This window comes from Microbacterium sp. ABR10, from assembly GCF_057812175.1.
Genome location: NZ_CM173821.1, coordinates 1,825,490 through 1,844,801, shown reverse-complemented (window position 1 = coordinate 1,844,801; position 19,312 = coordinate 1,825,490). Strand labels below are relative to the sequence as shown.

Genomic DNA, 19,312 nt, shown 5'->3' with positions numbered 1-19,312 from the left:
CGGCTGAGCGTCGAGGCATCCGTCTGGTCGGAAGCGTGGGGAGGAGGGGTCAGGCGTCGCGTGTCCGCAGCGCCGCCCACCCGAGCAGAACGGGCACGAGTGCCCATGCGGTCAGCGCGATCGCGGGACCCGCGAGGTCGGTCGCGCCGGGAGTGGTGAGCTGTGCGGCGGCGTTCATCGGCAGGTACTGGGCCGAATCGAGGAGCCACTGCCACCGCTCCCCGGCGAAGGCGAACAGGCTCACCACGACGGGGAGGACGAACAACACCCCGACGGTGGCGGCGATGGCTCCCGCGCCATTACGCACCAGGAAGCCGAAACCGAGCCCGATCAGGCTGAAGGCGATCATCGAGGCGACGCCCAGAGCGAGCGGGATGATCGAACCGGAGGGATCGGACCAGTCCATGCCCGCCGAGACCAAGGGGGCCGTGACGGCACTCGCGAGCAGGTAGGTCAGGGCCGTCGCGACAGCCATGACGGTCGACACGACGACGGCTTTGGCCAGAAGGACCAGGCCACGTCGGGGTTCGGCCGTCAGGGTCGACCGGATCATACCGGTCGAATACTCACCGGTGATGACGATCGCACCGAAGATCCCGGCCACCAGCATCGTGAACTGGATGGGGGCGGTCAGCAGGGTGGCGGGGGCGAATCCGCCGCCGTTGTCATTTGCCGCGAGGGCGAGCAGGAACGAGATCCCCAGCGATAGCACCGCGGTGATTCCCAGCGACCACCACGTCGAGCGCAGGGTCAGGATCTTGATGGTCTCGCTGCGCAACAGGCGAGCGAAAGTAAGGCGGTGGGCGGGTGCGTGCGTGGCGCGGCGGGGTGCCGCAGCGAGCGAGGTCATGCGATCTCCTTGGTCTTGTATTCGACCGAGTCCTCGGTCAGGGCGAGGTAGGCGTCTTCGAGAGAGCCGCTTCGCGGGGTGAGTTCGTAGAGGGGGATGCCGTGTCGAGCGGCGAGGTCGCCGATGGTCTGGGCGGTGACCCCCGTGATCTGGGCGGTGCCCGGCTCGAGCACCGAGACGGTGGCATCCGGGATCTGGAGGGCCGCGACGAGGTCGGACAGGCGGGGGGAGCGCACAACCAGCGCCGTCGAGGTCCACGACCCGACGAGCTCCGACAGGGGAGCGTCGGCGAGCACCCGCCCGCGCCCCAGGACGATGACGTGGTCGGCCGTCTGCGCCATCTCGCTCATGAGGTGACTCGACAGCAGCACGGTCCGCCCCTCCGAGGCGAGGTGACGTACGAAGGTGCGCACCCAGCGGACGCCCTCGGGATCGAGACCGTTCACCGGCTCGTCGAGGATGAGGGTGTGGGGGTCGCCGAGCAGCGCGGACGCGATCCCGAGACGCTGGCCCATGCCGAGCGAGAACTTGCCGGCGCGCTTTCCCGCGACCGATCCGATTCCGGTGAGTTCGATCACCTCGTCGACGCGCGCGCGGCCGATGCCGTGCGTCGCGGCGAGGGCGCGGAGGTGGTCCCGGGCCGAGCGTCCGGTGTGCACGGCCTTGGCATCCAGGAGCACGCCGACCTCGGTGAGGGGGGAACGCAGCCGCTGGTAGTCCTGTCCGCCGACGGTGACGGAACCGGCCGTGGGCCGGTCGAGCCCCACGATCATGCGCATCGTCGTCGACTTGCCCGCGCCGTTGGGGCCGAGGAAGCCGGTCACACGTCCCGGGGCGACGGTGAAGGAGACGCCGTCGACCGCGGTCTTGGCGCCGAATCTCTTGGTGAGGTTTTCTGCAACGATCATGCTTCCACGCTAGGAAGCCGCGCTCGATCGGTCGTCCTCCCCGGGGATGACGTGGACGCACCGCGAGGATGATCCGCAACGACGGATGCCCCCTCCCGAAGGGGAGAGGGCATCCGATCCGGCGGAAGCGTTTACTGCGCGTCGCGCTCCTGCACGGACAGCGCGCGCTCGACGCCGGCGAGGTTCTCGCCCACCAGGCGACGGAGCGCGGGGGCGGCGTCGGCGTTCTGCGTCAGCCACTGACGCGTCGCGTCGCGGAGGGCCTTGTTCGCGAGAGCGGCGGGATAGAGCCCGACGATGAGGTACTGCGCGATCTGGTAGCTGCGCGACTCCCAGATGGGCAGCAGCATGGCGAAGTAGGGCTCGACGAAGTCGGCCAGCGCGTCGACCGTGGCGGGGTGGGTGAAGCCCGCAGCCGTCGCCCGCACGATCGTGTTCGGCGCATCGGCGGAGTCGATGAGCGAATCCCACGCCTTCTGCTTCGCTTCGCGCGACGGCAGGGACGCCAGCGCGGTGGCGGCGAATTCGCCGCCCTTCGCCGTGTTGTCCGCGGCGCGCGCCGCCTCGATGTCGGCCGCGGTCGCCACCCCCGCCGCAGCGAGCGAGATGAGCAGCTGCCACGACAGGTCGGTGTCGACCTCGAGTCCCTCGAGTACCGTGTCGCCGTCGCGCAGCGAGCGCACCGTCTCGGCGTGAGCCGGGGTGGACGCGGCCGACGCGAATGCCGTGACGAACTGCAGCTGGCTGTCGCTCCCGGCCTCCGCGGACTGGGCCAGCTCCCACAGACCGTCGGCGACGCGCTGACGCGCCTCGTCACGGGTGGCGGGGGTGACGTACGCGTTGGCGGCGAGCTGCAATTGGGCGAGGGTCGTGCGCACCGTGGTGGACTCGGTCTCGGAGCCGATGTTGCGCAGCACGAGGTCGAGGTAGTCGGTGGCCGGGGCCTCGGCATCCCGGGTCTGGTCCCAGGCCGCGCCCCACACGAGCGAGCGCGCGAGGGGGTCGGAGATGTGCTTCAGGTGCGCGATCGCCGTGGCGAGCGAGCGCTCATCGAGACGGATCTTGGCGTAGGCGAGGTCGTCGTCGTTGAGCAGGACGAGATCAGGACGACGGATGCCGCGCAGCTCCGCCACCTCGGTGCGGTCGCCGTCGACGTCGAGCTCGATCCGGTGGACGCGCTCCAGGGCGCCCGCGTCGTTCAGCGAGTAGAAGCCGATCCCCAGGCGGTGGGGGCGGATCGTGGGGTAGTCGGACGGCGCCGTCTGCACGATCGCGAAGCGAGAGATGGTGCCGTCGGCTCCCTCCTCGATCAGCGGGGTGAGGGTGTTCACGCCGGCGGTCTCGAGCCACTTCTTGGCCCAGTCGCCCAGGTCGCGCCCGCTCGTGGTCTCGAGCTCGGCGAGCAGATCGCCCACCTCCGTGTTCGACCACTGGTGCTTCTGGAAATAGGCCGCGACTCCCGCGAAGAACTGCTCGATGCCGACCCAGGCGGCGAGCTGCTTGAGCACCGACCCGCCCTTGGCGTAGGTGATGCCGTCGAAGTTGACCTGCACGTCTTCGAGGTCGTTGATCTCGGCGACGACCGGGTGGGTCGAGGGCAACTGGTCCTGGCGGTACGCCCAGGTCTTCTCCATCGCGTTGAAGGTCGTCCAGGCGGCCTCCCACTCGGTGGCCTCGGCGGTGGCGATCGTCGACGCCCATTCGGCGAACGACTCGTTGAGCCACAGGTCGTTCCACCACTTCATGGTGACCAGGTCGCCGAACCACATGTGGGCGAGCTCGTGGAGGATCGTCACCACGCGGCGTTCCTTCACGGCATCCGTCACCTTGCTGCGGAAGACGTAGGTCTCTGTGAAGGTCACCGCACCGGCGTTCTCCATGGCGCCGGCGTTGAACTCCGGCACGAAGAGCTGGTCGTACTTCGCGAACGGGTACGGGAAGCCGAACTTCTCCTCGAAGTACGCGAAGCCCTGGCGGGTCTTCTCGAAGACGTAGTCGGCGTCGAGGTGCTTCCACAGGCTCTTGCGGGCGAAGACTCCGAGGGGGATGACGCGGCCGTCGGCGCTCGTCAACTCGCTGAAGGTCGACTCGTAGGGACCGGCCACGAGGGCGGTGATGTACGAGGAGATGCGCGGCGTCGGCGGGAAGTCCCACCGCGCGACGTCGTCGGAGACGGCGACCGGATCGGGCGTGGGGGAGTTGGAGACGACCTTCCACGCCGCGGGCGCGGTGACCGAGAAGGTGAACGCGGCCTTCAGATCGGGCTGCTCGAACACCGTGTACACACGGCGCGAGTCGGGTACCTCGAACTGCGAGTAGAGGTAGACCTCGCCGTCGACGGGGTCGACGAAGCGGTGCAGGCCCTCGCCGGTGTTGGTGTACTCGCAGTCGGCCTCGACGACGAGCTCGTTCTCGGACCCGAGGCCCTCGAGCGCGATGCGCGAATCGGCGAACACCTCCGCCGGGTCGAGGGGGCGGCCGTTGAGCGTGACGGCGTGCACCGTGCGGGCGATCAGATCGATGAAGGTCGACGACCCCTCGGTGGCGGCGAAGGTGACGACCGTGCGCGAGGAGAAGACCTCGTCACCGCGGGTGAGGTCGAGCTCCACCCGGTACTCGCGGGTGTCGACGATCGCGCGGCGTTCCTGCGCTTCGATGCGGGTGAGGTTCTCTCCTGGCACTGGCGTTCTCCCGGGGATCAGGGTGGATCGTCGCAGACGCGTCGGCACGGGTGGCGACGGACGCCGTCGGCGACGACGACAACCACATAAGCCTAGTGTCGAGATACCCCCCGTCCGGGCTGTGCAGGCAAGTGGGAGGATGTCTGCGTGAGCACGACCGACACGGACAGCACCCCCGAAACCGTCCTCTACGCCTCTCCCGCCGCGTCCTCCGGACCCAAATGGGTCGAGACGCCCGTGGCCTACGACGGCATCCTCCTCGCCGGGTTCGGCGGACCGGAGGGGCAGGACGACGTCATCCCGTTCCTGCGCAACGTCACGCGCGGACGCGGCATCCCCGACGAGCGCCTCGAGGAGGTGGCCCACCACTACCGGCACTTCGGCGGCGTGAGCCCCATCAACCAGCACAACCGCGAGCTGAAGGCGGCGCTCGAGGCCGAGATCGCGGCGCGCGGCCTGGGTCTGCCGGTCTACTGGGGCAACCGCAACTGGGAGCCCTACCTCGAAGAGGCGGTGACAGAGGCGGCCGAGGCCGGCGACACCACGCTGCTGGCGATCGCGACGAGCGCGTACAGCTCGTTCTCGAGCTGCCGTCAGTACCGCGAAGACTATGCGCGTGTCCTGGAGGCGACGGGGCTCGGCGAGACGGTGACCATCGACAAGGTGCGCCAGTTCTTCGACCACCCCGGTTTCGTGACGACGTTCGTGCGCGGGGTGACGGATGCCGTGTCGGCCTACGTCGCGGAGGGCATCGCGCCCGAGAAGATCCGTGTGCTCTTCTCCACCCACTCCATCCCGTCGGCGGACGCCGAGCGCTCCGGACCTCGCGACGTCGATTTCGGCGAGGGCGGTGCGTACGCCGCCCAGCACAAGGCCGTCGCGGCGTTCGTCATGGCCGAGGTCGCGGCCGCCGTCGCCGACGTGGAGTGGGAGCTGGTCTACCAGTCGCGCTCCGGCCCGCCCACGCAGCCCTGGCTCGAACCCGACGTCAACGACGTGATCGCCGAGCTCCCCGGCCGCGGTGCGGAGGCGGTGGTGATCGTGCCCCTCGGCTTCGTCAGCGACCACATGGAGGTGCTGTGGGACCTCGACACCGAGGCGATGGAGGCGGCCGAGGAGGCCGGCATCAAGGCGGTGCGCACCCCGACGCCCGGCATCGACCCCGCCTATGTCTCTGGGCTCATCGACCTGGTGGAGGAGCGGCTCGCGGGCACGCCGAAGGCCGAACGCCCGCACCTGACAGACCTCGGACCCTGGTACGACGTCTGCCGACCCGGCTGCTGCGAGAACATCCGCGCGGGCTTCAAGCCGGTGGCCGCGGGTCTTCGTCCCTGAGATCATCGACGCCGCCCGTTCCCTCGAAGGGGGCGGGCGGCGTCGGCGTATCCGCGCCGCGGTGTCGGTGATCCTCAATAGGATTCCCTCATGCGCATCCACATCGGCACCGATCACGCCGGTCTCGAGTTCTCCACCCAGATCCAGCACCACCTCGCCTCGCAGGGGCACGAGGTGATCGACCACGGGCCCGTCGAGTACGACCCGCTCGACGACTACCCCGCCTTCTGCATCCGGGCAGCTCAAGCGGTCGTCCGTGACCAGGCGGAGGGCGTCGACGCCCTCGGCGTGGTGTTCGGCGGATCGGGCAACGGCGAGCAGATCGCTGCCAACAAGGTGCTCGGCGTACGCGCCGCGCTCGTGTGGAACATCTCGACCGCCGAGCTCGCCCGCGAACACAACGACGCCAACGTGATCTCGATCGGCGCGCGCCAGCACTCCTTCGAAGAGGCCAGCTCGTTCATCGATCGCTTCATCGCGACCCCGTTCTCGGGTGAAGAGCGTCACGCGCGCCGCATCGGGCAGCTCGCCGCGTTCGAGCAGGACGGGGTGCTCCTGCCCGATCCGCGCGCGGGCGCCTCCGAGAGCACCATGACCGACGCCAGCGACTCGTTCGACCCCGAGGCAGGCTGATGCCCGAAGGGCATTCCGTCCACCGCATCGCCCGGCAGTTCGAGCGCAACATCGTGGGCCGCACGGTCGCGGCATCCAGTCCCCAGGGCCGTTTCGTCGAGGGCGCCGAGGTCATCGACGGGCGCGAGGCGCTCGAGGTGCAAGCCGTCGCCAAGCAGATGTTCCTGCGGTTCGACGGAGACGTCTGGCTGCGTGTTCACCTGGGGATGTACGGCGCCTGGGATTTCTCGGGCGACGTGTCGGTCGATGCGACCATCGCGTCGTCCAACGGACGCATGGGGCAGACGAACCAGCGCGGCACGGTGATCGACGACGCCATAATGGATGCCGCCGGCGAGAACTCCCTCAGTTCGATCGGCGCCCCGCGACGCGCCCGCGTGCGCATGTCTGAGCAGACCACCGGGCTCGACGAGCAGACGGAATGGCCGCCGCCGGTCGTGGGCGCGGTGCGCCTGCGTCTTCTCACCGAGACGACCTGCGCCGATCTGCGGGGTCCGACGGCGTGCGTCCTGCAGACACCCGACGAGATCGCCGCGGTCATCGCCAAGCTCGGCCCCGATCCCCTCGTCGACGATGTCGCCGAGGGGGAGGAGCGCTTCACCGCCACGGTGAGGAAGAAGCCGACGGCGATCGGACTGCTGCTGATGGACCAGGCGGTGGTGAGCGGGATCGGCAACGTCTACCGCGCCGAGCTGCTGTTCCGTGCGCGGCAGAACCCCCACACCCCCGGCCGTGAGGTGCCGGAAGAGGTCGTGCGCGGTATCTGGCGCGACTGGGCGCGACTGCTGCCCATCGGCGTCGAGACCGGTCAGATGATGACCATGGACGACCTCGACCCCGCGGCCTACCGCCGCGCCATGGCCCACCGCGACGACCGGCACTGGGTGTACCACCGCGCGGGCCTGCCCTGCCGTGTCTGCGGCACCACTGTGCTGATGGAGGACGCGGCGGGGCGCAAGCTCTACTGGTGCCCGAGGTGCCAGGCGTGAGGCGACGGGCGGTCTTCCGCGCGGGCGGCTGAGCTCGTCGGCGCCACCGGCGTTCTAGGCTGAACCGGTGCGTCAGAACCCCAGCTTCGCGATGACCGACGTCGGTGAGATCCGACGCCTGATCGACCGCCACCCGTGGGTCACACTCGTCAGTCAGACCGACGACGGCCTCGTCGCCTCGCACTACGCCGTCATGCTCGACGACGAACGTGACGACCTCACCATCGTCGGTCACGTCGGCAAACCCGACGACCTCATCCTCGGGCTCGGCGATCGCGAACTGCTCGTGGTCGTACAGGGCCCCCACGGCTACATCACCCCCCGCTGGTACGGCGACGTCCCGGCCGTGCCGACGTGGAACTTCGTGTCGGCGCACCTGTCCGGCATCCCGGAACTGCTCACGCCGCAGGAGAACCTGCGCGTGCTCGAACGTCTGGTGGCCCGTTTCGAGGGCGACGACGCCGACGCGCGCGGCCTCTACGCACTGCCCAACGACGCCGCGTTCGTGGAGCGGCTGGAGCGTGGGACGGTCGGCTTCCGCCTCACGCCCACGCGGGTCACCGCCAAGCGCAAGCTCAGCCAGAACAAGAGCGCCGAGGTGGTCGAGACGGTGATCCAGGGCGTGTCCGCACAGAACCCCGAGCTCTCGGCCGAGATGCGTCGGGCCGCCGACGCGCGGGTGCGCCCGTGATCGGCGAGAGCGCGGGGTTCCTCCGCGCGGTGCGGGTCGCGGGTCCCGGTCGCGAGTTCCTCCCCACCGATGAACCGGTCGACATCGTCATCGCGGGCGGGCGCATCGCCGACATCGCGCCCACCGGCAATCTGCGTCCGACCGGTCTCGTGATCGACGGCGAGGGCGGCTGGTTGCTTCCAGGGCTCTGGGACCACCACGTCCACGCGCTCCAGTGGGCGCTCGTCGCTGATCGCGTCCCCCTCGCCGGAGTCTCGTCGGCGCGCGAGGCGGCCGCCGTCATGGGCGCGGCGGCGCTGAGCGAGGGATGCCGCGTCGGCGTCGGATTCCGCGACGGCCTGTGGTCCGACGCGCCGAGCCTGCAGATGCTGGATGCCACCACCGGCGTCTTTCCGACCTATCTCATCAACGCCGACGTGCACAGTGTCTGGCTCAACTCGGCGGCCTTCCGGCGCGAGGGCTTCGCGCCCGTGGCATCCGGGATGCTGCGCGAGGAGGACGCCTTCGAGATCTCGCGTCGCCTGAACGCCGTCCACCCCGAGGTCGCCGACCGGGCCGTGGAGCGCATGGCGCGGGCAGCCGCCGCCCGCGGAATCGTGGGCATGGTCGATCTCGACATGACGTGGAACGACGGCCCGTGGCAGCGGCGCGCGGCGCGCGGTTTCGACACGGTGCGCGTGACGTACGGCACATACCCGCAGCACCTGGATCGGGCGATCACCGAGGGCCTTCGCACGGGAGACCCCGTGCGCGGCGCCGTCGACGACCTGATCCGTGTCGGACCGTTCAAGGCCATCACCGATGGATCGCTCGGGACACGCACCGCCGCGTGCGCGCACCACTACCCGGGCGACGTCGACAACCACGGCCTGCTGACCGTGGCACCCGACGAGCTCGTCGAGATGATGACGCGGGCGACGGCGGCGGGTCTGGAGTGCGCCATCCACGCGATCGGCGACGTCGCCAACAGTCACGCCCTCGACGCGTACGCACGAAGCGGTGCCGTCGGCACCATCGAGCACGCGCAGCTCGTCGCCCACGCCGACATCCCGCGCTTCGCTCGGCTGGGGGTGGCGGCGAGTGTTCAGCCCGAGCATGCGCTGGACGACCGCGACATGACGGATGCCGTTTGGGCGGAGCAGTCCGCGCAGCCGTACCCGCTGCGGGCCCTGGTCGACAGCGGCGCGAACGTGCGCTTCGGGTCCGACGCCCCGGTGGCGCCGCTCGATCCGTGGGGGGCGATGGCGTCGGCGGTGTTCCGCACGCGCGACGGGCGCGACGCCTGGCAGCCGCACCAGAGAGTCGACATCGGCGCGGCGATCGCGGCATCCACCGTCGGCGGATCGACGGCGCCGGCCGAGATCTCACCCGGCGCGGCGGCGGATCTCGTCATCGTCGGAGCAGACCCCCTCACGGCCGACGAGCGGAGCCTGCGGACGATGCCGGTGCGCACGACGCTGATCGCCGGTCGGGTCACGCACGGCTGAGCCCCGCGCGTGAGGGGTCGATGAACGTCGCCCGGCATTCACTCGGCGACACGTGCTGACCCCTCACGCGATCGTCTACGAGAACGACGAAGGGGGCGGCGCCGAAGCACCGCCCCCTCAGAACACACGTCTTACGCGGCGAGGTGCGCGAACAGGAACCAGCGGTCCTTGTCGAGGCCGCGCTTGATCTCGATGGCGACGTCCTGGCTCGACATGTCGACCTCGTTGAGGCCCTCGATGGCGGCCTCGAGGTCGACGAGCACGGCGTCGATGTCGGCGATGACGGCGCGGATGACGACGTCGGACTGTGCGAAGCCGGCGGGCACCTCGGTGGCCTTGGCCTTGGCGGCGACGGTCGACAGACGGGCGTCGATCGGCAGGCCCAGGGCGACGATGCGCTCAGCGGCGAGGTCGGCCCAGTCCTGCGCGTGGGCGACAACCGTGTCGAGCAGCTCGTGCACGCCGATGAAGTTGGCGCCGCGCACGTGCCAGTGTGCCTGCTTGCCGTTGACGACGAGCGCCTCCAGGCCGATCACGACGGGGGAGAGGAACTGGGCGGTGCCGGCTGCCATGGTCGGATCGACGGTGGTGGCGGCGGGGGTATGAACGATGCTCATTTTTGCTCCTTAGGCGACGTTCGAAGTCTCGATGGATAGAACGCTACTCACTCCAGAGCATTCCGCAAGGAAGATGAGGCTCGGCTAAATGCCTGGTTAATAGGCAATCCTCACCTATCCTCCGGCGGTGTCGAAGGGGACGGATAGGGTCATGCGCATGACGATCGCCCCGGATGCCACTGTGCTCACCCTTCCCGATGCCGTGCCCGTCATCGGCGACACCGCGTTCGTGGCATCCGGTGCCCGGATCGTGGGAGAAGTGCATCTCGGCGAGGGCGCCAGCGTCTGGTACAACGCCGTGCTCCGCGGTGACAGCGCGTCGATCACGGTCGGTGCGCGCAGCAACCTGCAGGACAACGTCTCGGTGCACGTCGATGCCGGGCGGCCCGTGGTCATCGGGGCCGACGTGTCGGTGGGGCACAACGCCGTCGTCCACGGATGCACGATCGGCGACGGCTCGCTGATCGGCATGGGCAGCGTCGTCCTCTCCGGCGCCGAGATCGGACCCGGATGCCTCGTGGCCGGGGGAGCGGTCGTGCTCGAGGGCACGGTGGTGCCGGCGGGCTCACTCGTCGCCGGGGTGCCCGCCAAGGTGCGGCGGGCGCTGAGCGACGAGGAGCGGGCGAAGATCCTGCGGAACGCGCAGATCTACGTCGCACACAGCGATCGGCACCGTTCGGCGCTGCCCGTCGGCGAACCGCCGGTACACGGCGAGTGAAGCCCCTTGCGGGACGCGGGTCGGTCCGTAGGCTCGCGCCATGCACATCACGTCACTGCAACCCGGTGAGGTCTTCGTCTTCGGATCGAACGCATCCGGCGCGCACGGCGGGGGAGCGGCGCGCTTCGCCCTCGACCGCTTCGGCGCCGTCTGGGGTCAGAGCGAAGGACTGCAGGGCCAGTCGTACGGCATCGACACGATGTCAGGGCTGACGGTATTTGAGGAGCAGGCGCGACGGTTCGTCGCCTTCGCGGCCGCGCATCCTGACCTGCGGTTCCTCGTCACCGAGGTGGGGTGCGGGATCGCCGGGTACCGCCCGAATCAGGTCGCGGGCTTCTTCGCGGATGCCGGGGAGAACGTCGTCCTGCCGGAGTCTTTCCGTGCAGTGACGGACGCGACATGACAGTCGGGATGTGGAGGGGCTGACGAGAATCGAACTCGCATCATCTGTTTGGAAGACAGAGGCTTTACCACTAAGCTACAGCCCCGAATTTCGGCATCCTGAACAGGACGCCGAACTCGAACTCGACCACTCTACGACACCCGCGCGGGTGGTGCGAACGCGACCCACGGGCGTCTCCGCCGGTTCCTGTCTGGCGGGACCTGCGCGCTCAGGCCGATCGACTAGACTTTCAGCGGTCGTTTCGTCGGCGCGTGCCGCGCGCCGCCCCGGGGCGTAGCTCAGCTTGGTAGAGCGCCCGCTTTGGGAGCGGGAGGCCGCAGGTTCAAATCCTGTCGCCCCGACGTCACGGCCCCACAGACCACAGGCCTAGCCGGCCCCCGCGTGCGCGCGGGCCACACGAGGAGAACGAACCGCATGGTCAACAGCACCGTCGAGAAGCTCAGCCCCACCCGGGTCAAGCTCCACATCACGGTCTCGCCCGACGAGCTCAAGCCGAGCATCGCGCACGCCTACGAGCACATCGCCAAAGATGTGCAGATCCCCGGCTTCCGCAAGGGCAAGGTGCCCGCGCCCATCATCGACCAGCGCATGGGCCGCGGCGCGGTCATCGAGCACGCCGTCAACGAAGGGCTCGACGGGTTCTACCGCGCGGCCGTCGAGGCGAACGACCTGCGCGTGATCGGTCGCCCCAACGCCGAGATCATCGAACTGCCCGAGCTGAAAGACTTCTCGGGCGACCTGATCGTCGACGTCGAGGTCGATGTGCGCCCCGAGTTCGACCTGCCCGCCTACGACACCATCACGGTGACCGTCGACGCCGCCGAGGTCGACGAGGCCGGCATCGACGCCGAGCTCGACAAGCTGCGCGCCCGTTTCGGCACGCTCGTCACCGTCGACCGTCCCGCGACGACCGGTGACTTCGTCGAGCTCGACCTCGTCGCCACCATCGACGGTGCCGAGATCGACCGCGCCGAGGGCGTGTCGTACGAGATCGGTTCCGGCGAGCTGCTCGAGGGCATCGACGAGGCCATCGAGTCGCTCACCGCCGACGAAGAAACCACGTTCCGCTCGAAGCTCGTCGGCGGCGACCACGCCGGTGAAGAGGCCGAGGTGGCCGTGACCATCAAGGCCGTCAAGGAGCGCGAGCTCCCTGACGCTGACGACGACTTCGCCCAGATGGCATCCGAGTTCGACACGATCGCCGAACTCCGCGAGTCGCTCAACGAGCGTGTCTCGCAGCAGTCGGTGTTCACGCAGGGCGCCGCTGCGCGCGACAAGTTCATCGAAGCCCTCCTCGAGGCCGTCGAGATCCCCGTGCCGCCGGCGCTCATCGAGGACGAGGTCCACAACCACCTCGAGGGCGAGAACCGCCTCGAGGACGACGAGCACCGCGCCGAGGTGACCGAGGCGAGCGAGAAGCAGTTCCGCACGCAGATGGTCCTCGACAAGATCGCCGAAGACGCCAACGTCCAGGTGTCGCAGGACGAGCTGACCCAGTACCTCATCCAGTCGGCCGCGCAGTACAACATGGCGCCGCAGGACTTCGTCAACGCGCTGCAGCAGGGCAACCAGCTGCCCGCGCTCGTCGGAGAGGTTGCGCGCAACAAGGCCCTGGCCATCGCGCTCGGCAAGGTCACGGTCGTCGACACCGACGGCAAGCCCGTCGATCTGACCGGCTTCGTCGCCGTCGAGGGTGAAGAGCCCACCGACGGCGAGGACGAGGTGGTCGAAGAGGCGCAGGAGATCGCTGACGCCGCGGCCGACGCCGACGCCGTCGTCGAGGCAGAAGAGGCGCCCGCCGAAGAGTCGCCCGCCGAGGAGGCCCCCGCGAAAGCCCCCGCCAAGAAGCGCGCCCCCGCCAAGAAGAAGGCCGCCGACAAGGCCGCTGACAGCGAGTAAGTCACGACGAAGGGGGCGGATGCCGTGGCATCCGCCCCCTTTTTCGTCCCTCCCCTCTGCTCAGTGTCCAGGACACGCCGCGGTCCAGCCACCCGAACGGCGATTCCTGGACACTCAACAGGGGGTTTGGGGACGGGGCGTGCGAGCGAGTCGGGGGTGGCCCCGGATGCTGTTGAGTGTCCAGGACACGCCGCGCGGGGCCCGGTGATGCGGCGTGTTGTGGACAATCAACAGGACAGCACGACCCCAGGAGATCGGAGAGACGTCATGGACGACTGGCAGAGCCGAGTGGATGCCGTGTGGGCCGACGAAACGCTCGACCCCACTGACGTGATCACCCGCATCGACGAGCTCGCTACGGAGCGTCCCCAGGACGACGCGGTGGCGCTGTTCGAGCGGGCCGGGGCCCGCGATTCGGCCGGGCGAGAGCGGGAGGCGGAGGGACTGTACCGCAGGGCGCTCCAGATCGGTCTCGACGACGAGCGTCGTACTCGTGCGACCATCCAACTCGCCAGCACGATCCGCAACCTCGGTGAGACGGCGGAAGCGCTGGCCCTGCTACGGGCGGAGTACGAGCGCGAGCCGCGCGGCGACCTGCACGACGCGGCGGCCGCCTTCTACGCGCTCGCGCTGGTGTCGAACGGGGAGCCCGGGAGGGCGGCATCCATCGCTCTGCAGGCGCTCGCCCCGCACCTACCGCGCTATACCCGGTCGGTGACCGGATACGCGCGTGAAATCGCCGAAGAACCGCTCTGATCCGCCCGCGGCGAACACGGCATCCCGCCCCGGAACGCGCCGGTAGATTCGTTGAAGATCACCGGAAGAGGAGCACACATGCCCGAACCCCTTATGGCAACGAGCGTCTTCGACAGGCTGCTGAAGGACCGCATCATCTGGCTCGGTTCCGAGGTGCGCGACGATAACGCCAACGAGATCTGCGCCAAGATCCTGCTGCTCGCAGCAGAAGACCCGCAGAAGGACATCTACCTCTACATCAACTCGCCTGGCGGCTCGATCACAGCCGGCATGGCGATCTACGACACGATGCAGTTCGTGCCGAACGACATCGTCACCGTCGGCATCGGCATGGCGGCGTCGATGGGCCAGCTGCTGCTGACCAGCGGCACCAAGGGCAAGCGCTACATCACGCCCAACGCCCGCGTGCTGCTGCACCAGCCGCACGGTGGCTTCGGCGGAACGTCGAGCGACATCCAGACGCAGGCGCAGCTCATCCTCGACATGAAGCGTCGCCTCGCCGAGATCACTGCGGCGCAGACGGGCAAGAGCGTCGAGCAGATCAACGAGGACGGCGACCGGGACCGTTGGTTCACGGCGCAGGAGGCCCTCGAGTACGGCTTCGTCGACCACATGCGCGAGCACGCCACCGACGTCACCGGCGGCGGCGGAACCGCTGCGGTCTGAGGCGAGAGGAAAAGGACACCGACATGAACATCCCCACCTTCGGCGGCGCCGCGGCGCACATGCCCTCGAGCCGCTACGTCCTCCCTCAGTTCGAGGAGCGCACGGCCTACGGCTACAAGCGCCAGGACCCCTACAACAAACTGTTCGAGGACCGCGTCATCTTCCTGGGCGTCCAGGTCGACGACGCCTCGGCCGACGATGTCATGGCCCAGCTGCTCGTGCTCGAGTCGCAGGACCCCGACCGCGACATCATCATGTATATCAACTCGCCCGGTGGCTCGTTCACGGCCATGACGGCGATCTACGACACGATGCAGTACGTCTCGCCGCAGATCCAGACCGTCGTGCTCGGCCAGGCGGCCTCGGCTGCCTCGGTGCTGCTCGCCGCCGGCGCCCCCGGCAAGCGTCTCGCCCTGCCGAACGCCCGCATCCTGATCCACCAGCCCGCGATGGGCGAGGCGGGCCACGGGCAGGCGTCCGACATCGAGATCCAGGCGCAGGAGATCCTCCGCATGCGCACCTGGCTCGAAGCCACGATGGCGCACCACACCGGTCAGGACGTCGCGAAGATCAACAAGGACATCGACCGCGACAAGATCCTCTCCGCTCACGAGGCGATGGAGTACGGCATCGTCGACCAGGTGCTGACCACGCGCAAGCGTGTGCCCGCGGCTCTCACCGCCTGAGGCACTCACCTCACGAAGCCCCGCAGACCTCGTTCGGTCTGCGGGGCTTCGCCGTGTTCGGCCGGCCCGCCATCCGTCGAACTCCGGGCGCGCGGTTCGCATCGACGCTGCATCACGGTGGCAGGCTGCAGCCGAGGTGTCAGGGACACGCCGTCTCGACGCACGCTGCGTCGCCGCTGACGGGTAGACCGCGGGCCTCAGCGGATGCCGCGCGTCCGCCCTGGGCGATCATGACACCGCCGCGGTCGTAAATGCCCTTGGTTCGTGCGGGCACGGGTTAGGCTCGACTACACACCGGCGGGGGCCGGGTGACGGGAGGAACCGGCATGGCACGCATCGGTGAGAGCGCCGACTTGTTCAAGTGTTCCTTCTGTGGCAAGAGCCAGAAGCAGGTTCAGCAGCTCATCGCCGGTCCCGGCGTGTACATCTGCGACGAGTGCGTCGAGCTGTGCAACGAGATCATCGAAGAGCGCATGGCCGAATCGTCGGCCGGTGACGTCGCCGAGTTCGATCTTCCCAAGCCCCGCGAGATCTTCTCCTTCCTCGAGGAGTACGTCGTCGGTCAGGATGCCGCGAAGCGTGCCCTCGCCGTCGCCGTCTACAACCACTACAAGCGCATCCGCGCGCACGGCACGCTGCAGCCCGCTGAGGCCCGCGCCGAAGAGATCGACATCGCCAAGAGCAACATCCTGCTGCTCGGTCCCACGGGATGTGGAAAGACGTACCTCGCACAGACGCTCGCGAAGCGTCTCAACGTGCCCTTCGCGGTGGCGGATGCCACGGCCCTCACCGAGGCCGGCTACGTCGGTGAAGACGTCGAGAACATCCTGCTCAAGCTCCTGCAGGCCGCCGACTTCGACGTGAAGCGCGCCGAGACCGGCATCATCTACATCGACGAGGTCGACAAGATCGCCCGCAAAGCGGAAAACCCTTCGATCACGCGCGACGTCTCCGGTGAGGGCGTTCAGCAGGCGCTGCTGAAGATCCTCGAGGGCACCGTCGCCTCCGTCCCGCCGCAGGGTGGACGCAAGCACCCGCACCAGGAGTTCATCCAGATCGACACGACTAACGTGTTGTTCATCGTCGCCGGCGCTTTCGCGGGTCTCGAGGAGATCATCTCCGCGCGTGTCGGTAAGCACGGCGTCGGTTTCGGTGCCCCGCTGCACCGCAAGGAAGACGCGCCCGACCTCTTCAGCGAGGCGCTGCCCGAAGACCTCCACAAGTTCGGCCTGATCCCCGAGTTCATCGGTCGTCTGCCCGTCGTTGCATCCGTGTCTCCGCTCGACCAGGACGCGCTGATGGAGATCCTCACGGCGCCTCGGAACGCGTTGGTCAAGCAGTACCAGCGCATGTTCGAGATCGACGGGGTGCAGCTCGAGTTCGATGAAGACGCCTTGCGTGCCATCGCCGACCTCGCCGTGCTGCGCAAGACGGGCGCCCGCGGGCTTCGCGCCATTCTCGAAGACGTGCTCGGGCCGATCATGTTCGACGTGCCCTCGGCCGACGACATCGCGAAGGTCGTCATCACGCGCGCTTCCGTCGAAGACGGCGCGCAGCCGACCATCGTGCTCGCGCAGAAGCGCCGCAGCGCCTGAGCCACCCGCGCACCGGGGACGGTAGCGCCTGAGCCACCCGCGCACCGGGGACGGTAGCGCCTGAGCCACCCGCGCACCGGGGACGGTAGCGCCTGAGCCGCACGACGCCGACGGCCATCGCGGCTGCGCGCGCCGGGCCTCATCCGTGCCTGCGCAGAAACGCCACGGCGCGCGAGCACGCCCCGCACACAAGCGCACGCACCGACGACACCCGTTCCGGTCCGGTGCGGGGGCGCTATGGGCGCCCCCGCACCCGGTGTCACCCCGTGAGGCCGCGTCGCTCCAGGAGCGGGCGAATGTCGGCATCCCGTCCACGGAAGTCGCGGTAGGCCGCGAGCGGGTCGCCGGCGCCACCGACGCCCAACACCTTCTGACGGAAGCGCTCACCGTTCGCGCGGGCCAGACCGCCGTTCTCGCGGAACCATCCGACGGTGTCGGCGTCGAGAACCTCGCTCCAGATGTAGGAGTAGTACCCGGCGCTGTACCCGCCCGAGAACACGTGCGCGAAGTACGTCGAGGCGTACCGGGTCGGCACGACGGGGTTGTCGAGGCCGATGTCGGCCAGGGCGGCGGCCTCGAACTCGGCGACGTCGATCTCGGCCGACGCCTCGTCGACGGACAGGCCGTGCCACGCCTGATCGATCCAGGATGCCGCGAGGTACTCGCTCGTCGCGAAGCCCTGGTTGAACGCCTCCGAGGCATGCAGGCGATCGACGACGTCGGACGGGAGCGGTTCGCCGGTGTCGATGTGACGGGCGTAGTTCGTGAGGATCTCGGGCCAGAGGATCCACATCTCATTCACCTGGCTCGGGAACTCGACGAAATCGCGGTAGACCGCGGTGCCGGCGAAGTGCGGGTACGTCACCGTGGCGAACAGGCCGTGCAGGGCGTGACCGAACTCGTGGAACAGCGTCGTGACCTCATCCAACGTCAGAAGGGTCGGCGTGCCCGGGGCCGGCTTGTTGACGTTGAGATTGTTGACGACGACGGGGGCGGTGCCGCGCAGCGTGGACTGCGTCACGATCGAGTTCATCCACGCGCCGCCCCGCTTGCTGTCGCGGGTGTAGAGGTCGAGCAGGAACAGCCCGAGCTCGCCACCGTCGGCGTTGCGCACCTCGAACACGCGCACCTCGGGGTGGTAGCCCTGCAGGTCGTGACGTTCGGCGATGGTCACGCCGTACAGCTGTTCGGCGGCGAAGAAGACGCCGTCGCGCAGGACGCGCTCCGCTTCGAACCAGGGGCGCAGCGCCGCGCGATCGAGGTCGTACCGCTCGGCGCGCACTTTCTCGGTGTAGAGGGCCCAGTCGGCGGCCTCGATCTGGATGCCGTCCGCATCGGCGATCTTCTGGAGGGCGTCCTGCTCGGAACGCGCGTTGGCGGCGGCGGGCACAGCGAGTCGGCGGAGCAGGTCGCGGGCGGCATCCGGAGAACCCGCCGTCTGGTCCGCGAGGACGGCGGCCGCGTGCGAGGGGTATCCGAGCAGGGCGGCGCGCTCCGCGCGCACGCGCACGATCTCGCGAAGGACGTCGCGGTTGTCGTGGGCGTTGCCGCGCGCGGCGCGTGAGCGGGACGCCTCGAGCAGACGTCGACGGCTCTCGCGGTTGGTCAGTGACGCGAGGTAGGGGTGACCGGTGTACAAGGTCAGGGTGACGACGTACCGCCCGTCCAGGCCTCGACTGGTCGCCGCCTGCGCCGCGGCCGACAGCTCGCCCGCGCCCAGGCCGTCGAGCTCGGCCGCGTCGTCGAACACGACGGCCAGGTCGTTGGTGTCGGCGAGCAGGTTCTTCTCGAACGTCGTGGTGAGGACCGAGAGACGCTGGTTGAGGTCGGTCAGGCGCGCCTTCTGCGTGTCGTCGAGCCCCGCGCCGGCCAGCGACATCTCGCGGTGACGGCGTTCCACGAGGTAGCGGCTCTCGGCATCGAGATCGAGTCGGTCGAGATGGGCGTGCACCTCCGCGATGCGCGCGAACAGGGTGGCGTCCAGCTGGATCGCGTCGCTGTGCGCGGCCATGAGGGGGGCCAGCTCCTCCTCGATCGCCTGGATCTCGGCGGTGCCGTCGGCAGACGTGACGGTGTAGAAGGTCCGCGCCACACGATCGAGAAGAACGCCGCTGCGCTCCAGAGCGAGAAGGGTGTTCTCGAACGTGGGCTCATCCGTCTGCGCGGTGATGGCGTCGATCTCGGCGCGATGGGCGGCGAACGCCTCGTGGAAGGCGGGCAGGTAGTGCTCGGGCCGGATGCTTCCGTACGGGGGGAGGTCGTAGGGGAGAGCGGGCGGTGCGAGGAGGGGATTGGTCACGGCATCCGTCATCGTCCCAGCCTACGAGCACGAGCGACGGATCCGGGGGGAGGACTTCCGATGGGCGGAGGATCCTGGGAGCGTGCGCCGTACTCCGCC

General features: G+C 69.0%; 18 protein-coding genes and 2 tRNA genes. 13 read left to right on the top strand and 7 right to left on the bottom strand.

What is annotated here, in order from left to right; genetic code table 11:
- Positions 1–49: 49 nt before the first annotated feature.
- The 3 genes from ACXKZF_RS08485 to pepN all read right to left on the bottom strand — a co-directional run bounded on the left by ACXKZF_RS08485 (position 50) and on the right by pepN (position 4,439).
- The gene (locus tag ACXKZF_RS08485) at positions 50–850 is read right to left on the bottom strand and encodes an ABC transporter permease (RefSeq protein ID WP_488983938.1); all 801 of its coding nucleotides are present in this window, start codon (positions 848–850) and stop codon (positions 50–52) included.
- Positions 847–1,758: an ABC transporter ATP-binding protein gene (locus ACXKZF_RS08480; RefSeq protein WP_243222249.1), complete on the bottom strand. Its 912-nt coding sequence runs from the start codon at positions 1,756–1,758 to the stop codon at positions 847–849. Before ACXKZF_RS08480 ends, ACXKZF_RS08485 begins: the two co-directional genes overlap by 4 nt.
- A 131-nt stretch (positions 1,759–1,889) precedes the next feature.
- A complete protein-coding gene (gene pepN / locus ACXKZF_RS08475; protein WP_488983937.1) occupies positions 1,890–4,439 on the bottom strand; it encodes an aminopeptidase N in 2,550 nt (849 codons plus the stop codon).
- 147 nt (positions 4,440–4,586) lie between these two features.
- On the opposite strand from pepN, the gene ACXKZF_RS08470 reads away from it, so the two are divergent.
- The 5 genes from ACXKZF_RS08470 to ACXKZF_RS08450 all read left to right on the top strand — a co-directional run bounded on the left by ACXKZF_RS08470 (position 4,587) and on the right by ACXKZF_RS08450 (position 9,574).
- Positions 4,587–5,774 carry a ferrochelatase gene (locus ACXKZF_RS08470; RefSeq protein WP_243222251.1) on the top strand — a complete coding sequence of 396 codons (1,188 nt, stop codon included), beginning with the start codon at positions 4,587–4,589 and terminating at the stop codon, positions 5,772–5,774.
- Between the two features lie 90 nt (positions 5,775–5,864).
- A complete protein-coding gene (locus tag ACXKZF_RS08465) occupies positions 5,865–6,407 on the top strand; it encodes a ribose-5-phosphate isomerase (protein ID WP_055954278.1) in 543 nt (180 codons plus the stop codon).
- A complete protein-coding gene (locus ACXKZF_RS08460; protein ID WP_488983936.1) occupies positions 6,407–7,396 on the top strand; it encodes an Fpg/Nei family DNA glycosylase in 990 nt (329 codons plus the stop codon). The genes ACXKZF_RS08465 and ACXKZF_RS08460 overlap by 1 nt, the downstream gene beginning before the upstream one ends.
- A gap of 67 nt (positions 7,397–7,463) precedes the next feature.
- Complete coding sequence (locus tag ACXKZF_RS08455; protein WP_200936085.1) at positions 7,464–8,087, top strand: FMN-binding negative transcriptional regulator; 624 nt, start codon at positions 7,464–7,466, stop codon at positions 8,085–8,087.
- On the top strand, positions 8,084–9,574 hold the full coding sequence (locus ACXKZF_RS08450) for an amidohydrolase (RefSeq protein ID WP_488983935.1): 1,491 nt from the start codon (positions 8,084–8,086) through the stop codon (positions 9,572–9,574). The genes ACXKZF_RS08455 and ACXKZF_RS08450 overlap by 4 nt, the downstream gene beginning before the upstream one ends.
- Positions 9,575–9,705: 131 nt before the next feature.
- Here ACXKZF_RS08450 and ACXKZF_RS08445 read toward each other — a convergent pair whose 3' ends face one another.
- On the bottom strand, positions 9,706–10,191 hold the full coding sequence (locus ACXKZF_RS08445) for a Dps family protein (RefSeq protein ID WP_488983934.1): 486 nt from the start codon (positions 10,189–10,191) through the stop codon (positions 9,706–9,708).
- 157 nt (positions 10,192–10,348) lie between these two features.
- Here ACXKZF_RS08445 and ACXKZF_RS08440 point away from each other — a divergent pair, with 157 nt between their 5' ends.
- Together ACXKZF_RS08440 and ACXKZF_RS08435 are read left to right on the top strand one after the other, a co-directional pair.
- Positions 10,349–10,909, top strand: coding sequence for a gamma carbonic anhydrase family protein (locus tag ACXKZF_RS08440; RefSeq protein WP_488983933.1), 561 nt, complete (start codon positions 10,349–10,351; stop codon positions 10,907–10,909).
- A gap of 40 nt (positions 10,910–10,949) precedes the next feature.
- Positions 10,950–11,312 (top strand): A1S_2505 family phage non-structural protein, encoded by a 363-nt coding sequence (locus ACXKZF_RS08435; RefSeq protein ID WP_488983932.1) that lies wholly within the window; start codon positions 10,950–10,952, stop codon positions 11,310–11,312.
- Between the two features lie 11 nt (positions 11,313–11,323).
- On the opposite strand, the gene ACXKZF_RS08430 is transcribed toward ACXKZF_RS08435, so the two are convergent.
- A tRNA-Gly gene (locus ACXKZF_RS08430) sits at positions 11,324–11,397 on the bottom strand.
- A 182-nt stretch (positions 11,398–11,579) separates the two neighbouring features.
- On the opposite strand from ACXKZF_RS08430, the gene ACXKZF_RS08425 reads away from it, so the two are divergent.
- The 5 genes from ACXKZF_RS08425 to ACXKZF_RS08405 all read left to right on the top strand — a co-directional run bounded on the left by ACXKZF_RS08425 (position 11,580) and on the right by ACXKZF_RS08405 (position 15,319).
- Positions 11,580–11,653 (top strand) — tRNA-Pro (locus ACXKZF_RS08425).
- A gap of 73 nt (positions 11,654–11,726) precedes the next feature.
- A complete protein-coding gene (gene tig, locus ACXKZF_RS08420) occupies positions 11,727–13,211 on the top strand; it encodes a trigger factor (RefSeq protein ID WP_055954293.1) in 1,485 nt (494 codons plus the stop codon).
- 267 nt (positions 13,212–13,478) lie between these two features.
- Complete coding sequence (locus ACXKZF_RS08415) at positions 13,479–13,967, top strand: tetratricopeptide repeat protein (protein ID WP_488983931.1); 489 nt, start codon at positions 13,479–13,481, stop codon at positions 13,965–13,967.
- Positions 13,968–14,045: 78 nt separating this feature from the next.
- Positions 14,046–14,633, top strand: a complete 588-nt coding sequence (locus ACXKZF_RS08410; RefSeq protein ID WP_055954298.1) for an ATP-dependent Clp protease proteolytic subunit — start codon at positions 14,046–14,048, stop codon at positions 14,631–14,633.
- A gap of 23 nt (positions 14,634–14,656) precedes the next feature.
- Positions 14,657–15,319, top strand: coding sequence for an ATP-dependent Clp protease proteolytic subunit (locus ACXKZF_RS08405; RefSeq protein WP_055954300.1), 663 nt, complete (start codon positions 14,657–14,659; stop codon positions 15,317–15,319).
- 139 nt (positions 15,320–15,458) lie between these two features.
- Here ACXKZF_RS08405 and ACXKZF_RS08400 read toward each other — a convergent pair whose 3' ends face one another.
- Positions 15,459–15,593 carry a hypothetical protein gene (locus ACXKZF_RS08400; RefSeq protein ID WP_488983930.1) on the bottom strand — a complete coding sequence of 45 codons (135 nt, stop codon included), beginning with the start codon at positions 15,591–15,593 and terminating at the stop codon, positions 15,459–15,461.
- Between the two features lie 52 nt (positions 15,594–15,645).
- Here ACXKZF_RS08400 and clpX point away from each other — a divergent pair, with 52 nt between their 5' ends.
- Positions 15,646–16,914: an ATP-dependent Clp protease ATP-binding subunit ClpX gene (gene clpX / locus ACXKZF_RS08395; protein ID WP_055954303.1), complete on the top strand. Its 1,269-nt coding sequence runs from the start codon at positions 15,646–15,648 to the stop codon at positions 16,912–16,914.
- Between the two features lie 259 nt (positions 16,915–17,173).
- Here the strand turns inward: clpX and ACXKZF_RS08390 are convergent, their stop codons facing one another.
- Positions 17,174–19,225 (bottom strand): M3 family metallopeptidase, encoded by a 2,052-nt coding sequence (locus tag ACXKZF_RS08390; protein ID WP_488983929.1) that lies wholly within the window; start codon positions 19,223–19,225, stop codon positions 17,174–17,176.
- Positions 19,226–19,312: the final 87 nt, after the last annotated feature.